The organism is Labilithrix sp., from assembly GCA_019637155.1.
In the GTDB taxonomy this organism is placed as follows: Bacteria; Myxococcota_A; Polyangia; order Polyangiales; family Polyangiaceae; genus Labilithrix.
This window is the reverse complement of sequence record JAHBWE010000011.1, coordinates 70,945-85,925: the sequence shown is the minus strand read 5'-3', so window position 1 is coordinate 85,925 and position 14,981 is coordinate 70,945. Positions and strand designations below refer to the sequence as shown.

16 protein-coding genes are annotated in these 14,981 nt (G+C 71.1%); 9 read left to right on the top strand and 7 right to left on the bottom strand.

Going from position 1 to position 14,981, the window contains the following annotated elements:
* Positions 1-71: 71 nt before the first annotated feature.
* A complete protein-coding gene (locus KF837_23675) occupies positions 72-701 on the top strand; it encodes a response regulator (protein MBX3230343.1) in 630 nt (209 codons plus the stop codon).
* Between the two features lie 17 nt (positions 702-718).
* Positions 719-1,159, top strand: a complete 441-nt coding sequence (locus KF837_23670; protein ID MBX3230342.1) for a hypothetical protein — start codon at positions 719-721, stop codon at positions 1,157-1,159.
* Here KF837_23670 and KF837_23665 read toward each other — a convergent pair.
* From KF837_23665 to KF837_23650, 4 genes are read right to left on the bottom strand one after another with little or no spacing between them, the layout of a single operon-like run.
* A complete protein-coding gene (locus tag KF837_23665) occupies positions 1,123-1,563 on the bottom strand; it encodes a nucleotidyltransferase domain-containing protein (GenBank protein MBX3230341.1) in 441 nt (146 codons plus the stop codon). The genes KF837_23670 and KF837_23665 overlap by 37 nt on opposite strands.
* 15 nt (positions 1,564-1,578) lie before the next feature.
* Entirely contained in the window at positions 1,579-2,643 is a 1,065-nt protein-coding gene (gene proB / locus KF837_23660; GenBank protein MBX3230340.1) for a glutamate 5-kinase, read from the bottom strand.
* Positions 2,630-3,286 (bottom strand): hypothetical protein, encoded by a 657-nt coding sequence (locus KF837_23655; protein ID MBX3230339.1) that lies wholly within the window; start codon positions 3,284-3,286, stop codon positions 2,630-2,632. The genes proB and KF837_23655 overlap by 14 nt, the downstream gene beginning before the upstream one ends.
* 11 nt (positions 3,287-3,297) lie before the next feature.
* Complete coding sequence (locus KF837_23650) at positions 3,298-4,221, bottom strand: hypothetical protein (protein ID MBX3230338.1); 924 nt, start codon at positions 4,219-4,221, stop codon at positions 3,298-3,300.
* Positions 4,222-4,288: 67 nt separating this feature from the next.
* On the opposite strand from KF837_23650, the gene KF837_23645 reads away from it, so the two are divergent.
* From KF837_23645 to gcvP, 3 genes are all read left to right on the top strand, one after another.
* The gene (locus KF837_23645; protein ID MBX3230337.1) at positions 4,289-4,888 is read left to right on the top strand and encodes a hypothetical protein; all 600 of its coding nucleotides are present in this window, start codon (positions 4,289-4,291) and stop codon (positions 4,886-4,888) included.
* 146 nt (positions 4,889-5,034) lie between these two features.
* The gene (locus KF837_23640; protein ID MBX3230336.1) at positions 5,035-5,553 is read left to right on the top strand and encodes a hypothetical protein; all 519 of its coding nucleotides are present in this window, start codon (positions 5,035-5,037) and stop codon (positions 5,551-5,553) included.
* A gap of 9 nt (positions 5,554-5,562) precedes the next feature.
* Positions 5,563-8,433, top strand: coding sequence for an aminomethyl-transferring glycine dehydrogenase (gcvP, locus tag KF837_23635; GenBank protein ID MBX3230335.1), 2,871 nt, complete (start codon positions 5,563-5,565; stop codon positions 8,431-8,433).
* Here gcvP and KF837_23630 read toward each other — a convergent pair whose 3' ends face one another.
* Positions 8,434-8,973: a hypothetical protein gene (locus KF837_23630; protein ID MBX3230334.1), complete on the bottom strand. Its 540-nt coding sequence runs from the start codon at positions 8,971-8,973 to the stop codon at positions 8,434-8,436.
* Between the two features lie 41 nt (positions 8,974-9,014).
* On the opposite strand from KF837_23630, the gene KF837_23625 reads away from it, so the two are divergent.
* A complete protein-coding gene (locus tag KF837_23625; GenBank protein MBX3230333.1) occupies positions 9,015-10,514 on the top strand; it encodes a hypothetical protein in 1,500 nt (499 codons plus the stop codon).
* 188 nt (positions 10,515-10,702) lie between these two features.
* Here the strand turns inward: KF837_23625 and KF837_23620 are convergent, their stop codons facing one another.
* Positions 10,703-11,695 carry a hypothetical protein gene (locus tag KF837_23620; GenBank protein ID MBX3230332.1) on the bottom strand — a complete coding sequence of 331 codons (993 nt, stop codon included), beginning with the start codon at positions 11,693-11,695 and terminating at the stop codon, positions 10,703-10,705.
* A gap of 128 nt (positions 11,696-11,823) precedes the next feature.
* Between KF837_23620 and KF837_23615 the strand changes: the two genes are divergently transcribed.
* Genes KF837_23615 through KF837_23605 form a run of 3 tightly spaced genes read left to right on the top strand, consistent with a single transcriptional unit; the run spans position 11,824 to position 14,592 of the window.
* Entirely contained in the window at positions 11,824-13,284 is a 1,461-nt protein-coding gene (locus tag KF837_23615) for a hypothetical protein (GenBank protein MBX3230331.1), read from the top strand.
* 40 nt (positions 13,285-13,324) lie between these two features.
* The gene (locus KF837_23610) at positions 13,325-14,125 is read left to right on the top strand and encodes a DUF4349 domain-containing protein (GenBank protein ID MBX3230330.1); all 801 of its coding nucleotides are present in this window, start codon (positions 13,325-13,327) and stop codon (positions 14,123-14,125) included.
* Positions 14,122-14,592 (top strand): hypothetical protein, encoded by a 471-nt coding sequence (locus KF837_23605; GenBank protein ID MBX3230329.1) that lies wholly within the window; start codon positions 14,122-14,124, stop codon positions 14,590-14,592. Before KF837_23610 ends, KF837_23605 begins: the two co-directional genes overlap by 4 nt.
* A gap of 5 nt (positions 14,593-14,597) precedes the next feature.
* On the opposite strand, the gene KF837_23600 is transcribed toward KF837_23605, so the two are convergent.
* The gene (locus KF837_23600; GenBank protein ID MBX3230328.1) at positions 14,598-14,978 is read right to left on the bottom strand and encodes a hypothetical protein; all 381 of its coding nucleotides are present in this window, start codon (positions 14,976-14,978) and stop codon (positions 14,598-14,600) included.
* Between the last annotated feature and the right edge of the window lie 3 nt (positions 14,979-14,981).

Here is a 14,981-nt window from a genome sequence, read left to right as displayed (position 1 = left end):
CTTTCGACCGGTTGCGCATTACCCCTAGGGGTAAAGACGTGCGCCTTTGGGCCGTGAGATGAGTTGAGCGTATGGGCACGGACCGCGACGGCGACTCGCTCGCCTTCCTCGTCGTCGAAGACGTCGTCGTGGTGAGGGACGCGCTCGTCCGTGCGCTCGCGAGCCACGGCCACGTCGAGGCGGTCGGCAACCTCGCGACCGCGCGCACGGCGCTCGCCACGCGGCGCTTCGACTCACTCATCGTCGACGTCGGCCTCCCGGACGGCTCGGGTCTCGACCTGATCCCGCTCGCGCGCCAGAAGTGGCCGGCGATCTGGGTGCTCGTGCTCACGGGCCTCTCCGACCACGCCGTCGTCTCGAAGGCGCACGAGCTCGGCGTTCGCTACCTCCTCAAGCCGTTCGAGACGGAGCAGCTCCGGGTGCACGTCGAGGAGACGCGCGCCCGCCGCCACGCCGGCGACCGCCGCATCGCGGTCACGCTCGACCGGTGGACGCGGGCCCACAACCTCACGAGCAGCGAGGTCGAGCTCCTCATGCTCGGGGTCCGCGGCGTCCCGCGGGAGGACATCCCGGTCCTCCGCGGGGTCAAGGCCGACACGATCCGGAAGCAGATCCAGGTCCTCATCCAGAAGACCGGCGACGAGAGCTTCGAGGAGGTGTTGAACAGCTTCCTGCGCGAGGCGCTTTCCGAACCGACGTGACCTGCTAAGAGCACGGCGTGCGCCGGCTCGTCGTGGTCCTGATCGTCCTCCTGCTCGGCGGCTGCAAGATCGCCGGCGCGATCGCGAACATGCTCGGCGACGTGGTGGGTCAGACCGACGACGTCGCGTGCGATCGCCGCACGGGCAAGGAGCCGGCCCCGTTCTGCCAGGAGGTCATCGACACCGTCGCGGTGAGCCAGGTGAAGGACGACTGCATCGAGAAGTTCGCCGCGAACGGCACCGAGGGCCGCTGCCCGCGCGACCGGATCATCGCGGGATGCAAGCTCCACAAGGACAACGACGACGGCTCCGAGGTCTTCGACTGGTACTACGACGTCTCCGACGCCGGCCCCGACGCCGGCTTCAGGGACGAGCCCAAGACGAAGGACGACGTGAAGGCGCTGTGCGAGGACCGAGAGCGCTACAACGAGGGAGCGACGTACCTAGACGGCCCCTGACGCCGCGAGCCAGCCCTCACGTCGGAGCAGCTCGAACACCTGCGCCGAGAAGCTGTCGGCGTCAGCGACCAGCCCCCGCGCCTCGTCGAGTCGCGCGCGATCTCGGCCGCGATCGCGCGCTCGCGGGCGTGGAGATGTGCCATGTGTGCACGGCTCACGACGTAGGGCGAGAGCACGACGTCGTGGTCGTCGATGACGTCCCCGGCGATGCCGTAGACCTCGTGCTTCTCGCGCCAGTCGAGCCCGTCGATGACGACGCAGACGTCGATGTCGGAGTCGGCGTGGGCGTCGCCGCGCGCGCGGGAGCCGAAGAGCGTGATCGACACGACGCGCGCGCCGAACGCCGCTCGCACGCGCGCGCAGAACGCGTCGAGCGCGGCCTTCTGCTCCTCGTTCAGGTCCACGTCCCCATCGTAGCGCTACCAGACGACGAGGTCGTCGCGATGCACGAGGACGGTCTCGGTCTTCTTTCCCGCGACGAGGACGGCGTCGGTCGCGGAGACGCCCGCGAGGCCGCGGCCGATCTCGGCGCCGTCGGGGGCGAGGACGCGGACGGAGTCGCCGGCGCGGAAGTCGCCGCGGACGCCGGCGACGCCGACGGCGAGGATGCTCGTGCCCTTGTCGCGCACGGCGCGGGCGGCGCCGTCGTCGAGCCAGACGTCGCCGCGCGCGCGGAGCGTGAACGCGATCCAGTGCTTCTTCGCCGGCAGGCGGCGCGTCGCGGCGACGAAGAGCGTGCCCTCGTCCTCCCCCGCGAGGATGCGCTCGAGCACGTCGCGCTTCCCCGCGTCCGCGATGACGACGTGCGCGCCCGCGAGCGTCGCGCGCCGCGCGGCTTCGATCTTGCTCGCCATCCCCCCCGTCCCGGCGCTGCTCTTCTTCGCGCGCACGAGCGGCAGCGCCTCCGCCGCGACGTCGTGCACGACACGCACGCGCTCGCCGTGCGCGTCGAGGAGACCGGGCACGTCGGAGAGGAGGACGAGCACGTCGGCGGCGACGAGCGGCGTCACCATCGCGGAGAGCTCGTCGTTGTCGCCGAACTTGATCTCCTCGATCGCGACCGCGTCGTTCTCGTTCAAGATCGGGACGCAGCGCGCGTCGAGCAGCGCGGAGAGCGCGGCCCGCGCGTTGTTCGCGCGCGCGCGATCGGCGAGGTCGGCGTGGGTGAGGAGCACCTGCGCCGCCGCGAGCCCCTCCCTCGCGAAGGCCTCCTCGTAGGCGCGCATGAGCAGGCTCTGCCCCGCCGACGCAGCCGCCTGCAGCTTCGCCATCTCCTTCGGGCGCCCGCGGTAGCCGAGCTTCTTCGCGCCGAGCGCGATCGCGCCGCTCGACACGAGGACGACGCTCTTCTTCTCGTCCATGAGCCCGCGGATCGCGCGCGCGAGGCGGGCGTGCGCGTCCTCGTCGCGCGCGAGCGTGCTCGAGCCGATCTTGACGACGATCCGCTTCGCCTTGCGGATCGCCGCGCGCTCAGCGGCGGACATGGTGCGGCAGCACCTCGTCGAACGCGGCGTCGAGGCGGCGGAGGAGCCAGCCCGGCGCGCTCGCGATCGAGATGAGGACGCCGTCGATGACCTGGGTCGTGCCGTCGCGGAGGTCCTCCGGCGCGAACGCGGGGCGGTCCTTGCCCTGGCCGTCGGTCGTGAGCGCGAGGACGAGCGCGGCGTCGATCGCCTCCCGCAGCGCGCGGGCCTCCTCGAACTCGATCCGCACCGCGCGCTCGCGACGCGCGCCGTCGAGGTAGCGCTGGAGGAGGTGCCCGAGGACGAAGGTCTGGAGCGCGCCGCGGACGGGGCTGATCGCGCCGAACGGACCGATCCGCGCGAGCACCTGCGCCGCCGCGAACTTGATCCCCTGATCGAGGTACCGCCGCGCGCCCTCCTGCTTCTCCCCTTCGACGAGCACCTTGCGCGCCTCGGGCGTGATCGAGAGACCGTGGCGCGCGGTGAGGTCGTGGACCAGCGCGCCGCGGATCCGGCGGCCGATCGCGTCGGGGACCCACGGCAGCGGGACGATCCCCGTCGCGGCGCCGAGGACCGTGTACGTGCCGAGCCGCCCGCCGCCGAGCTGCGGCCGCCCCAGCTGTTCGCTCGAACGCGAGAAGACCTCCGCGTCGTCTTTGTTCATCGCGCGCGATGCTACAGGAAAGCGCGCGCGATCGGACGAGAGACGGGCATGAGCTCGAGGATCGCGACGTCGGCCGCGGCGCAGATCGCGGCGAGCTCGCTCGTCGTCGTCCCCGCCGCGAGATCGAGCAGCACGTGCGCGCCCTGCTCCTCGAGCGACGACCCGCGCGCCGCGAGCGCTTCGCGGACGGGCTCGAGCGCGCCGTCGAGCCGCGCGATCCAGCGAAGCGCTTGGTGCTCCGTCTTGCCTGGAGCCGGCGTGCTCGCGAGCTCCGCGGGTGGGCCTTGCCCGTCGACGCGCGTCGCCGAGAGCACGAGCGCGTCCTCGGCCGCGCGCGCGAACGGCGACGTGAGCGCGATGCGCGGCGCGAAGACGAGCCACGCGCGATCGGCCAGCGCCTCGAGCAGCACCGCGCCGTACGACGCGGCGACCTCCTCCGGCAGCCCGCCGAGCGGGTCTTCGAGCGCGACGATCTCCGTGCTCGCCGCGAGCGCGGCGGCGACGACGGTCGCGCGCCGCGCGTGGGGGACGAGCATGGAGAGCCGCGTCTTCGCCATCGGCTCGAGCTTGAGCCGCGCGATCGCGCCGGCGGCGACGCTCTTCGCCTCCGCCGGCGGCGCGCCGGAGAGCCGCGCGCTCCACTCGACGTATTCGTGCACCGTCCAGCGCGGCGGCAGCGGCGGATCGAGCGCGGCGCCGGCGATGAGCCCGTAGCCCACCGCCTCGTCCGCCGCGACGCCGCGCACCGTGAGCGCGCCGCGGACGACGGGACGGAGCCCCACCGCGGCGAGGAACAGCGCGCGCGGCGCTCCGAGGACGAGGACGTGCTCGCCTTTGGTCCGGAACGAGAGCCCCTCGCACCCGGGGACGCCGTCCTCGTCGACGCGCACGTCGCTCGCGAGCAGCACCGGGTCGAGGATGCGGCGATCGTTCACGGAACCCGGACGATAGACCCGGGGCGCGCTTCTTGGCCAGGGCACGGAGCGGGCCTATGGTCGAAGGATGGTTCGGAGGATCCTCGTCGTCGCCGCGCTTGGCGTGTCGCTCTTTGCGTGCAAGGAGGAGCGGGTGTTGCCGCCGCCGGCGGGAGATCCTGGGACGGACCAGCCGCTCCCGCCCAGCGGAAGCGGCGTCGGGCAAGGCGACGGCTCCTCGGGCGGCAGCGGCGACGACGACGACGCGGGCACGTGCACGGACCTCGAGCTCACGGGCGTCCTCGTCGACGAGAACGCCGTCGCCGACGATCCGCTCCCCGGCAACGGCGGCACGATCGCGGACGGCATCTACAACCTCGAGGGCGCGCAGGTCCTCGTCGGCGGCTCCGGCCTGCCGGGCCCGACCGGCACGACGTACCGCGGGACGATCCGCGTCAGCGCCGGCGGGACCACCTTCGAGCGCGTGCTCCAGATCGGCGCGCAGTCGGGGACGCCGCAGGAGACGCGCGCACGCGGCAGCCTCGCGACCATCGCGCCGAACACGACCATCACGCTCACCTGCCCGACCACGACCGCGGAGCAATACTCGTTCTCCGCGACCGGCCCGACGCTGATCCTCACCGACCTCGCCGCCAAGCGCCGCTGGAGCTACGTGCTAGGGCTCTGATGCGGGACCTCACGAGGGGCCCCAGAAGCGGCCGCGCAAGCGGTCGCGCAGCGACCCGAGCGCGCAGCGCGAGGGCCGTGTCTGGGGTGGGGTGTCGGGGCGAAGCCCCGACGTTGAGAGCTGAGTTTTGATAAGGTGGGGGCTCGATGAGCCTCTTCTCCCTTCGCTCGATCTGCCTCGCTGTTTGTTTTACGTCCCTCGCCGTGGGCGCCGCTGGATGTGGTGACGGCTCGGAAGCCAAGACCGCGAAGGTGGCGGCGGGTCCGATGCCCGAAGGCGAGACGTGGACCGGCGTCTACTACCATCCGGTCTTCGGGTACCTCCACATGCGGGAAGAGGGCTCGAACGTCGTCGCGCGCTGGAAGCGCACCGACCACAGCTACTGGGGCGAGCTCTCCGGCACCATCACCGGCAACGTCCTCCACTACACGTGGAAGGAGCACAAGATCGGGATGGTCGGCGCGAGCGCGACGACGCACGGCAAGGGCTACTTCGTCTACAAGGTCAACAAGGAGAACATCGGCGAGCTCGACGGCGAGTTCGGGCTCAACGACAACGAGACCGGCTCGAGCTGGAAGAACGTGAAGCAGCTCCGCATGCCCCCCGACCTCAAGTCGATCGGCGGCGACGCAGAAGGCGTCACCCCGGGCCAGCTCAGCAACTGAGGTGCCGCCATGACGATGCCTCTCGAGCATCCGGATACGTTCGTTCGCCGCCACATCGGCCCCTCCTCCGAGGACCAGGCGAAGATGCTCAAAGCGATGGGCGTGACGTCGCTCGACGCCCTCGTCGGCGAGACGGTGCCGAAGTCGATCCGCCTCGCGCGCGCGCTCGACCTCGGGCCCGGCATGACGGAGGCGACGCTGCTCGAGCGCGCGCGCACGCTCGGTCAGAAGAACGAGGTCCGCCGCTCGTACATCGGCATGGGGTACCACGACTGCATCACGCCACCGGTCATCCTCCGGAACGTGCTGCAGAACCCCGGCTGGTACACGCAGTACACGCCGTACCAGGCCGAGATCGCGCAGGGCCGCCTCGAGGCGCTCCTCAACTTCCAGACGATGGTGATCGACCTCACCGGTCTCCCCGTCACGAACGCGTCGCTCCTCGACGAGGCGACCGCGGCGGCGGAGGCGATGCACCTCGCCCACGAGCAGAAGGGCGGCGACGGCAAGAAGGTCTTCTTCGTCTCGAACCGCTGCCACCCGCAGACGATCGACGTCGTCACCACGCGCGCGACCGCGCTCGGCATCGAGGTGCGCGTCGGCGATCACGCGAGCGCCGACCTCTCCGGCGTCTTCGGCGCGCTCGTGCAGTACCCCGACACCGAAGGCGCGATCGTCGATTACCGTCCCTTCGGCGAGAAGGTCCACGCCGCGGACGCGCTCTTCGTGATGGCGGCCGACATCCTCGCGCTCGCGGTGCTCACGCCGCCGGGCGAGCTCGGCGCCGACGTCGCGATCGGCACGACGCAGCGCTTCGGCGTGCCGCTCGGCTACGGCGGCCCGCACGCCGCGTACTTCGCGTGCAAGAACGAGTTCGTGCGCAAGCTCCCCGGCCGCATCATCGGCGTGAGCGAGGACGCGCGCGGCAAGCAGGCGTTCCGGATGGCGCTCCAGACGCGCGAGCAGCACATCCGCCGCGAGCGCGCGACGTCGAACATCTGCACCGCGCAGGCGCTGCTCGCCGTCGTCGCGAGCATGTACGCGGTCTACCACGGGCCGAAGGGCATCCGCGCGATCGCGGAGCGCGTCCACGCCCTCGCCGCGACGCTGCGCGAGGCGGTCGGCAAGCTCGACGCGAAGATCGTGCACGACGCCTTCTTCGACACGATCCGCGTCGACGGCACCGAGGCCGCGGTCGCGGCGTGGCTCAAAACGGCGGACGAGAAGAAGCTGAACCTGCGCCGGCTCTCGCCGACGAGCGTGTGCGTCGCGCTCGACGAGACGACGTCGCTCCGCGACATCGGCGAGCTCACCGACGTGTTCTCGCAAGGCAAGGTCGCGGAGGAGTTCGAGACCGTCGCGGAGATGTTCCACCGCGCGATCCCGAAGGCGCTCGAGCGCAAGAGCGAGTACCTCACCCACCCGATCTTCCACGCGCACCACTCCGAGACCGAGATGCTCCGCTACATGCGGAAGCTCGAGAGCCGCGACCTCTCCCTCACCCACTCGATGATCCCGCTCGGCTCGTGCACGATGAAGCTGAACGCGACCGCGGAGATGATGCCGATCACCGATCGCTGGTGGAACGGCCTCCACCCGTTCGCGCCAGTGGCGCAGGCGCAGGGCTACGCCCAGATCTTCAAGGAGATGGAAGGCGCGCTCGCCGAGATCACCGGCCTCCCGGCGGTGTCGCTCCAGCCGAACGCCGGCGCGCAGGGCGAGTACTCCGGCCTCCTCGTCATCAAGAAGCACCACCAGAAGAAGGGGCAGGGCCACCGCGACGTGTGCCTCATCCCCGCCTCCGCGCACGGCACGAACCCCGCCTCCGCGGTGATGGCCGGCTTCCAGGTCGTCGTCGTGAAGACCGACGCGAACGGCAACATCGACGTCGCCGACCTCGAGGCGCGCGCGAAGGAGCACGCCGCGAACCTCGCCGCGATCCAGGTCACCTACCCGTCGACGCACGGCGTGTTCGAGGAGGAGATCAAGAAGATCTGCTCCATCGTCCACGAGCACGGCGGCCAGGTGTACATGGACGGCGCGAACATGAACGCGCAGGTCGGCCTCTGCCGCCCGGGCGACATCGGCGCGGACGTCGTGCACCTCAACCTGCACAAGACGTTCTGCATCCCGCACGGCGGCGGCGGCCCGGGCATGGGCCCGATCGCGGTCGCGAAGCACCTCGCGAGCTACCTCCCGGCGAAGCCCGTCATCGAGCCGCCGGGCCCCGACGCGGTCGGGCCGATCGCGGCCGCGCCGTGGTCGTCGGCGAGCATCCTCCTCATCTCGTGGGCGTACATCCAGATGATGGGCGGCTGGGGCCTCACCCAGGCGACGCGCGTAGCGATCCTCAACGCGAACTACGTCGCGCATCGCCTCGGGCCGCACTTCCCGATCGTGTACGTCGGCACGAAGGGGCGCGTCGCGCACGAGTGCATCCTCGACGTGCGGCCGTTCAAGCGCACGGCGGGGATCGAGGTCGACGACGTCGCGAAGCGGCTCGCCGACTACGGCTTCCACGCGCCGACGATGAGCTTCCCGATCCCGGGCACGCTCATGGTCGAGCCCACCGAGAGCGAGTCGCTCGAGGAGCTCGATCGCTTCTGCGACGCGATGATCGCGATCCGCGAGGAGATCCGCGAGATCGAGGACGGCAAGGCCTCGCGCGACGACAACCCGCTCAAGCACGCGCCGCACACGATCGAGGCGTGCGTCGCCGACGAGTGGAGCCACCCGTACTCGCGCGAGAAGGCCGCCTACCCCGCCCCGTGGACGCGCGACCGCAAGTTCTGGCCCGCGGTCTCGCGCCTGAACAACGCGCTCGGCGACCGCAAGCTGATCTGCTCCTGCCCGCCGATCGAGGACTACGCCGCGGAGTAGCTACACCGGATCGATGTCCACGTCGCAATTCAGCGAGTCGCCGAGCTCCTCGAGCTCGTGACGGAGCTTCTTCACGCTCACGCTCTTCGGGACGAGCATCACGATCTCCATCGTGAACACCGGCGTCCCCATGAACGGCGCGGACTCGAGGCGCGTCTCGAGCTCCTCCACGTTGATGTGGTGCTCGCGGAGGTACGACGTGACGCGATGGACGATGCCGGGTTGGTCCATCGAGTAGGTCTTGAGCCGGAACGGGACGCCCTCCTTGGGCCCGGCCGCGTCGCCGCCCTCTTTCGGCGCCGGATCGTGGAAGTCGACCGTGAGGCCGCTCTTCGGGCCGGCCTCGGCGAGGCGCTTCTTCACGTCGGCGAGGACCTCGGCGGTCCCCTGGACGAGCGCCAACATCGCGAACTGACCGCGAAGATTGACCATCCGCGTGTCGGCCAGGTTCGCGCCGGCGGCGTGGACCTGCCCCGTGAACTCGGAGGCGAGGCCGGGACGATCGGGACCGACGGCCGTAACGACTAGCTCGAGTGACATTTCGCCATGGTACACTCGGCGCGATTCCGGAGGTGGGGCGCATGACCGATCGATCCGACCGCCGCTTCGTGCGGCGCCTTCCTTATGCCGCGACCCTGGCGCTCGCGCCCGTCGCGGCGCTCGCGTACATCGGGTGCGGCGACGATGACGCCCCGAGCGGCGCACGCGTGAACCTGGACCCGGGTGGCACCTGGGGCGCGGAGGTGACCGTCACCGTCGTCGGCCGCGGCCGCGTCCACAGCGGGACGCGCGGCATCGACTGCCCGACCGGCGCCTGCTTCGCGAAGTACGTCTTCCCCGACAACGCGGCGGACGGCGCGACGGGCGGCATCCAGCTCAACGCCACGCCGACCGCGGGCGTGAAGTTCCTCGGTTGGTCGTTCGAGCCCACGAACCTCGGCGCGCGCGGGCGCGGACCGGAGGGCTGCAACCCGGTCACGCGGCTGGCGACGGTGCCGGCGGTGAGCACGAGCGATCCCCAGATCACGCTCCCGTTCGGCGAGACCGACGGCACGTCACCGCCCGGGCAGGAGGCCAACTGCGGGGCGTTCCGGCGCGTGCCGCTCGCGTACAAGGTGACGGCGACGTTCGAAGCGGAGCTCCCGACCTTCGACGCGGGGTTCGACGCGGGCGCGGACGAGGTCTTCTACGAGGCGCCGGACCTGACCGCGACGAACGCGCGCGGCCTCGGCATCACGTCGAACAACGGCCTCTACTGGGCGTACAGCCTCGGCGCGAGCAGCGTCATCGCGTACGGCGCGAGCCCCAACAGCGCGATCGGCCCGGCGACGGCGCTGAAGGTCGCGACCGTCACGACGCTGGGGAGCTTCCGCGTGCATCCTCGCGGCGTCGTCTACACGGACGGCAACAACGTCTACGCGATCCGCGCGACGACCCCGACGCAGCCCGTCCTCGTCGGCGACCTCGGCACGATCGGCCAGTGCCGCGGCTTCGCGATCGACACGTCGAGCAACGTCTACTGCCGCACGGCGACGAGCATCGTGCGCTGGCTCTCCGTCGGCACGGTCTACGCGGCGCCCACCGTCCTTTACGGCTCGAACCTCCCGGGCGGCAACGAGATCATGGTCGAGAGCGCGCTCGGCCCGATCTGGATCGACACCGGGGCGGGCGCGTCGAGCACGGGGATCGCGTCGCTCCCGCTCACCGACCCGGACGGCGGCGCCGCCAGCCCGACGCCGATCATCACCGGCCGCACGTCGATGACGAACGTGCGATCGAGCTCCCTCGGCTTCGCGTGGAGCGAGCTCGGCGACGGCGTCTTCACGACGACGAGCAAGACCGCGGGCGCGACCGTCACCGAGTCGACGGTGACCACCGGCACGCTCTCTTCTCTCGCGCAGGACCAGAACAGCAGCACCTCGTGGATCGCCGCCGGCCTGAACGGCATCTTCCTCGTGTCCCTCGGCACGGGCACGACCTTCCGCAGCGGCAACCAGTTCAACGGCGCCGCGTCGACCTCGAGCTACGTGTTCTGGACCACCACGACGGACGCAGCGATCCATCGGGCCAGTCGTTTCTAGTCTTTCTTGTTCGAGAGGGCTCTGCCCTCTCGAGCTCTCCCGCCGGGGCCCTTTCTTGTTCGAGAGGGCTCTGCCCTCTCGAGCTCTCCCGCCGGGGCCCTCCGCGCGCGGGGCGCGCTCCGGCGCCCCGGACCCCGAGAGGGGGCGCGCCCGTCCGGCGGCTTAGCGCTGGGGGCCGGGCGGGCGGCTTAGCGCTGGGGGTTGCCTACGGTGGCGCCGGGGGTGTCTTTTTCGCGGCAGTAGACGTGCTCGTTGAGGCCGCGGCCGGGTAGGGCGCCCGACGACGTCGTGCCGCCGCCGGTGCTCGTGAGGCCGAAGAAGAACGCGCAGTCCTTGTCCGAGCTGCAGCCGGTGTGGACGCACTGGTTGCCGATGCACGAGAAGAAATTGTAGCCCCGCGGGTTGCCGCACTCGAGGTCGGTCTGGCACGGGATCGTGCACTTGGCGTCGGTCCCGCACTTCGCCTCGACGTTGCGGGTCGAGTAGATGCACTCGCGATCGTTCTGGCAGCCGCCGGCGATGCACTTCCCCGCGACGCAGCGCTCGAACCCGGGGCAGTCGCCGTCGGTCTGGCAGGGCGGCTCGCAGACCGAGTTCACGCACGCGTACTTGTCGTTGATCGCCTTGCACTCGGTGTCGCTCGTGCACTGGCCGCACTTGCCGCCGACGCACTTGGGGCGCGACGGGTTCGTGCGCTGGCAGAAGTCGTCGTCGGTGCACTTCGTCACGCAGCGATCGTTCTCGCACGCGCGCGTGGTCTCGTCGCACTGGCAGGTCTCGATGAACTGCGTGCAGCTGCTGGACTCCGGGAATCCCGCGTCGATCGCGGAGTCGCAGGAGCGCTTGAACGCCTCGCACGTCGGCGAGAGCTGCGCGCAGCAATCGGCCGCCGTCGCGCACTCGGTGATGACGCACTCCTTGCCGGTGGGCGCCACGTTGAAGACGCCGACGACGCAGATGCCGCCGAGCGAGAGGCTGCCGCCGCCGCCGCTCGTCGTCGTCGCGTTGGGCACGCAGGCCAGGCCCGGCGCGCAGTCGCGCGTCGACTCGCAGGCCTCCCCCTTGCTCGCGACGCGCGACGAGATGTCGTCGTCGTCGTCGTCGCCGCAGCCGTTGACGACCGCCACGAGCAGGCCCGTGACCGCGAATGCCGATACCAGCCAAGATGCTTTGATCTTCATGCTCCCCTCACCGCGGGCCGAGCGTACCATCGTCCGCGATGCCCGTCTCGGCTGCACATGCGAAAGACCCGGTCGTCGCCGGGCCGCTCGGGGGGCTGGCTCTTTCGGCCGTCCGCGCGGCGACGCCGATGATGATCGTCCGGGCAGTCCGCTGGTATCGCGACCTTGCGCGCCTGGGCCTGAACCTCCCGTTCTTCCTCGTCCACGATTTCGGGCTCCTCTACGCCGCCCCGAAGGAGCAGCTCGAGATCGGGGCGCGGCCGGGGCTCGACGCGGTGACGAGCCGGGTCCCCCGCGCCGCGGAGCTCCTCTCCACCTACCGCGGCGTCCTCGGCGAGATCGCCCAGAGCGAGGCGAGCGCCCGCGCGCGCACGATGCGGCTGTCCGACGACCTCGTCGTCGTCGTGCTCGCGCGCGTCCTCGGCTCGCTCGTCCAGCGCGCGAACGTGAAGGCGCCCTACCCCGCGTCGCTCCCCCTCGACCCGGAGCTCGTGCGCGACCTCGACGGCCAGCTCGCCGCCCTCTTCGCCGCGGTGCCGCGCAACTTCGAGCTCGCGATGCTCGACGCGCTCGCGCGCTCGCGGCTCCACATCCTCACCCTCGCCGACGCGCTCGACCTCGACACGCTCCGCCTCCTCGGCATGCTCGGCCCGGAGTCGACCGCCGCCGGCGCGCTCGCGCACGTCGACCTGCTCGCCGCGATCTCGAGCCCGGCCGCGAACGACATCGTGAACTTCTCGCTCGAGCTCTTGCCGAGCGTGCTCGAGACGCACCGCTCGCAGGCCACCGGCACGCACGCGATCCACGGCTACGCCGGCATCGGCAACAAGGGCTCCCTCGACTCGCTCGTCCTCACCGAGCTCGCCTGGGACGAGCACGAGTTCGCGCGCCGGATGATCGAGAACGAAATATTGTACTATACACGCGAGCAGGCGCCGGACGAGGCGCGGCGCCTGCACTACCTCCTCATCGACGCGTCGGCGTCGATGCGCGGCGACCGCCAGGTCTTCGCGCGCGGCCTCTCGATCGCGCTCGGGAAGAAGCTGCAGCTCGCGGGCGAGGAGGTGTGGCTCCGCTTCTTCGATTCTCGCCTCTACGACGTGCAGCGCTCGCGCCCGGGGCAGCTCCCCGCCGCCTACCTCCTCGGCTTCAAGGGCGAGCGCGGTCGCAACCCGGCGCGCGTGTTCGCGCAGCTCGCGACCGAGCTCGCGCTCCTCCGCGCGCGCGACCAGCGCGACCCGGTCGTGCACCTCATCACGCACGCGGCCCTCCACGTCCCGCGCCAGCTGGTGCAGGAGGTCCGCCGCCAGGCCCACCTCTTCGGCGTGTTCATCCTGCCGAGCGGCGGCGAGCTCGATCTCGAGTACCTCGATCTCCTCGAAGGCCACGCCGTCGTCGACCACGCCACGCTGTCGGAGAAGAACGCCCGCGCCGCCGCGGCGACGAAGATCGTCGACGCGGCCGCGGAGCTGAACGAGCGCGTCCCGCCGTCGCTGCAATCACGCAACCTCCGCCCCACCAACGACGACGTCCCGCCGTCGTTGCGGCCGGGCCGTTCGGTTCCGCCCCCGAGCATCCCGCGAACGTAGAGGCGTAAGGACGGCGACCGTGGCGCGTTGTTACGGGCGCATGACGGTTCGACGGTCGCTCTTCGGGTCCTTCTTCCTCCTCCTCACGCTCGCGCAGAATGCCTGCGGAGCCGACGCTCGGCCGCCGCCGGCCGCGCCCTCGCAGGTCGCCGCCGCGGCTCCAAGCCCGGCGACCCCGGCCCCGGCCGGGGCCCCGATCGCCGCGGCCGCCCCGACGCCCGCGGCGGCCGCGGCCGCCAAGGCCAAGGGGCCGCCGAAGGACCGCGCGCCTTCGATCATCTTCACCGGGGACATGAAGATGCTCGCGGACGAGGACGCGATCGCGAAGACGATCGACCGCATCATCGACCTCGCCGAAGCCGCGGGCGGGCACGTCGCGGCGCGCAAGGACACGAGCGTGCAGATCAAGGTGCCGTCCGCGTCGTTCCGCCAGACGATGAAGGACGTCGACGCGATCGGCGGCGTGACGAGCCAGTCGATCGGCGCCGAGGACGTCTCCGAGGAGCTCCACGACCTCGACGTCCGCCTCGCGAACCTCCGCGCCACCCGCGCGCGGCTGCAGGAGCTGCTCGGCCGCGCCGGCGGGATCCCCGACGTCCTCACCGTCGAGAAGGAGCTCGAGCGCGTCGCGAAGGAGATCGACGTGACCCAAGGCCGGCTCGAGTTCCTGCGCACCCGCACGTCGCTGTCGCTCATCACCGTGACCCTCACCGCCAAGCCGAAGCCGGCCGTCGCCGTCGTCGCGCCGCCGCCGCCCAAGGCGAAGGCGCGTGTCCTCGACGTGCCCGTGCCGTGGGTCGGCGACGTCGGCATCGATCCCCTCCTCACGCTGAAGAAGTGAAGACCAGTAAAATGCATTCTACACTCAAAATCGCCGCCGCCTTCGCCTTCACCCTCCTCGCCGCCTGCCACGGCGGACGCCTCGAGACGCCGAACGGCTTCGCCACCCTCGGCTCGAACGACGCGTACAGCTACCGCGCGACCGACGCGAAGGGCGTCGTCCTCGCGGTGCGCACCGAGTCGAACGACGTGAAGGGCAACGTCGACTTCTGGGCCGACCTCGTCGACGTGCGCCTCCGCGAGAAGGGCTACGCCTTCGAGTCGTCCGAGCCCGCCCACACCAAGGCCGGCCTCGGCGGCCGCCAGCTCCGCTACCTCGTCGAGCGCGACGGCCGCACCCAGCGCTACTGGGTCACCGTCTTCGCGACGAAGAAGAAGGTCGTCCTCGTCGAAGCCGGCGGCGACAAGGAGGCCTTCGACGGCGCGACCGCGATGGTGACGAGCGCGATCGAGACGCTGGAGCTCTGACCCAGCTACGGTCCCGCGATCTTGAGCTTGGCCTGCATCGGCCACTCGAGATCGAGCTCGTCGCCTTGCTCGTTCCACCACGGGCGCGAGCGCATGCGCGCCTGGCGCCACAGGTTCTCCCAGGCCTGCTCGGAGCCGTCGAAGAGCACGTCGGCCTGCGCGAGCACGATGCGCTCGCCGCTGAAGGTGACGCGGAGCGACTTGAGATCGACCGGGGTCGTGCGGACGACGACGCGGCCCGACGTCTCGACGTTGATGTCGCCCGAGGCCACGAGGCGGAGGCGCTCGCCGCTGATCGGCGTGATGACGAGGTCGCGGTCGCGGCCGCTCCCCTCGATGCGGACCTCACGGATCGGTGAGCCGGTCGCCGGCAACGCGCGCCACATCGC

Excerpts from the sequence above, each read along its gene's own strand:
- KF837_23675 (MBX3230343.1), top strand. The coding sequence starts at position 72 with ATGGGCACGGACCGCGACGGCGACTCGCTCGCCTTCCTCGTCGTCGAA.
- proB (MBX3230340.1), bottom strand. The coding sequence starts at position 2,643 with ATGTCCGCCGCTGAGCGCGCGGCGATCCGCAAGGCGAAGCGGATCGTC.
- KF837_23655 (MBX3230339.1), bottom strand. The coding sequence starts at position 3,286 with ATGAACAAAGACGACGCGGAGGTCTTCTCGCGTTCGAGCGAACAGCTG.
- KF837_23645 (MBX3230337.1), top strand. The coding sequence starts at position 4,289 with ATGGTTCGGAGGATCCTCGTCGTCGCCGCGCTTGGCGTGTCGCTCTTT.
- KF837_23640 (MBX3230336.1), top strand. The coding sequence starts at position 5,035 with ATGAGCCTCTTCTCCCTTCGCTCGATCTGCCTCGCTGTTTGTTTTACG.
- gcvP (MBX3230335.1), top strand. The coding sequence starts at position 5,563 with ATGACGATGCCTCTCGAGCATCCGGATACGTTCGTTCGCCGCCACATC.
- KF837_23630 (MBX3230334.1), bottom strand. The coding sequence starts at position 8,973 with ATGTCACTCGAGCTAGTCGTTACGGCCGTCGGTCCCGATCGTCCCGGC.
- KF837_23625 (MBX3230333.1), top strand. The coding sequence starts at position 9,015 with ATGACCGATCGATCCGACCGCCGCTTCGTGCGGCGCCTTCCTTATGCC.
- KF837_23620 (MBX3230332.1), bottom strand. The coding sequence starts at position 11,695 with ATGAAGATCAAAGCATCTTGGCTGGTATCGGCATTCGCGGTCACGGGC.
- KF837_23615 (MBX3230331.1), top strand. The coding sequence starts at position 11,824 with ATGATGATCGTCCGGGCAGTCCGCTGGTATCGCGACCTTGCGCGCCTG.
- KF837_23610 (MBX3230330.1), top strand. The coding sequence starts at position 13,325 with ATGACGGTTCGACGGTCGCTCTTCGGGTCCTTCTTCCTCCTCCTCACG.
- KF837_23600 (MBX3230328.1), bottom strand. The coding sequence starts at position 14,978 with ATGTGGCGCGCGTTGCCGGCGACCGGCTCACCGATCCGTGAGGTCCGC.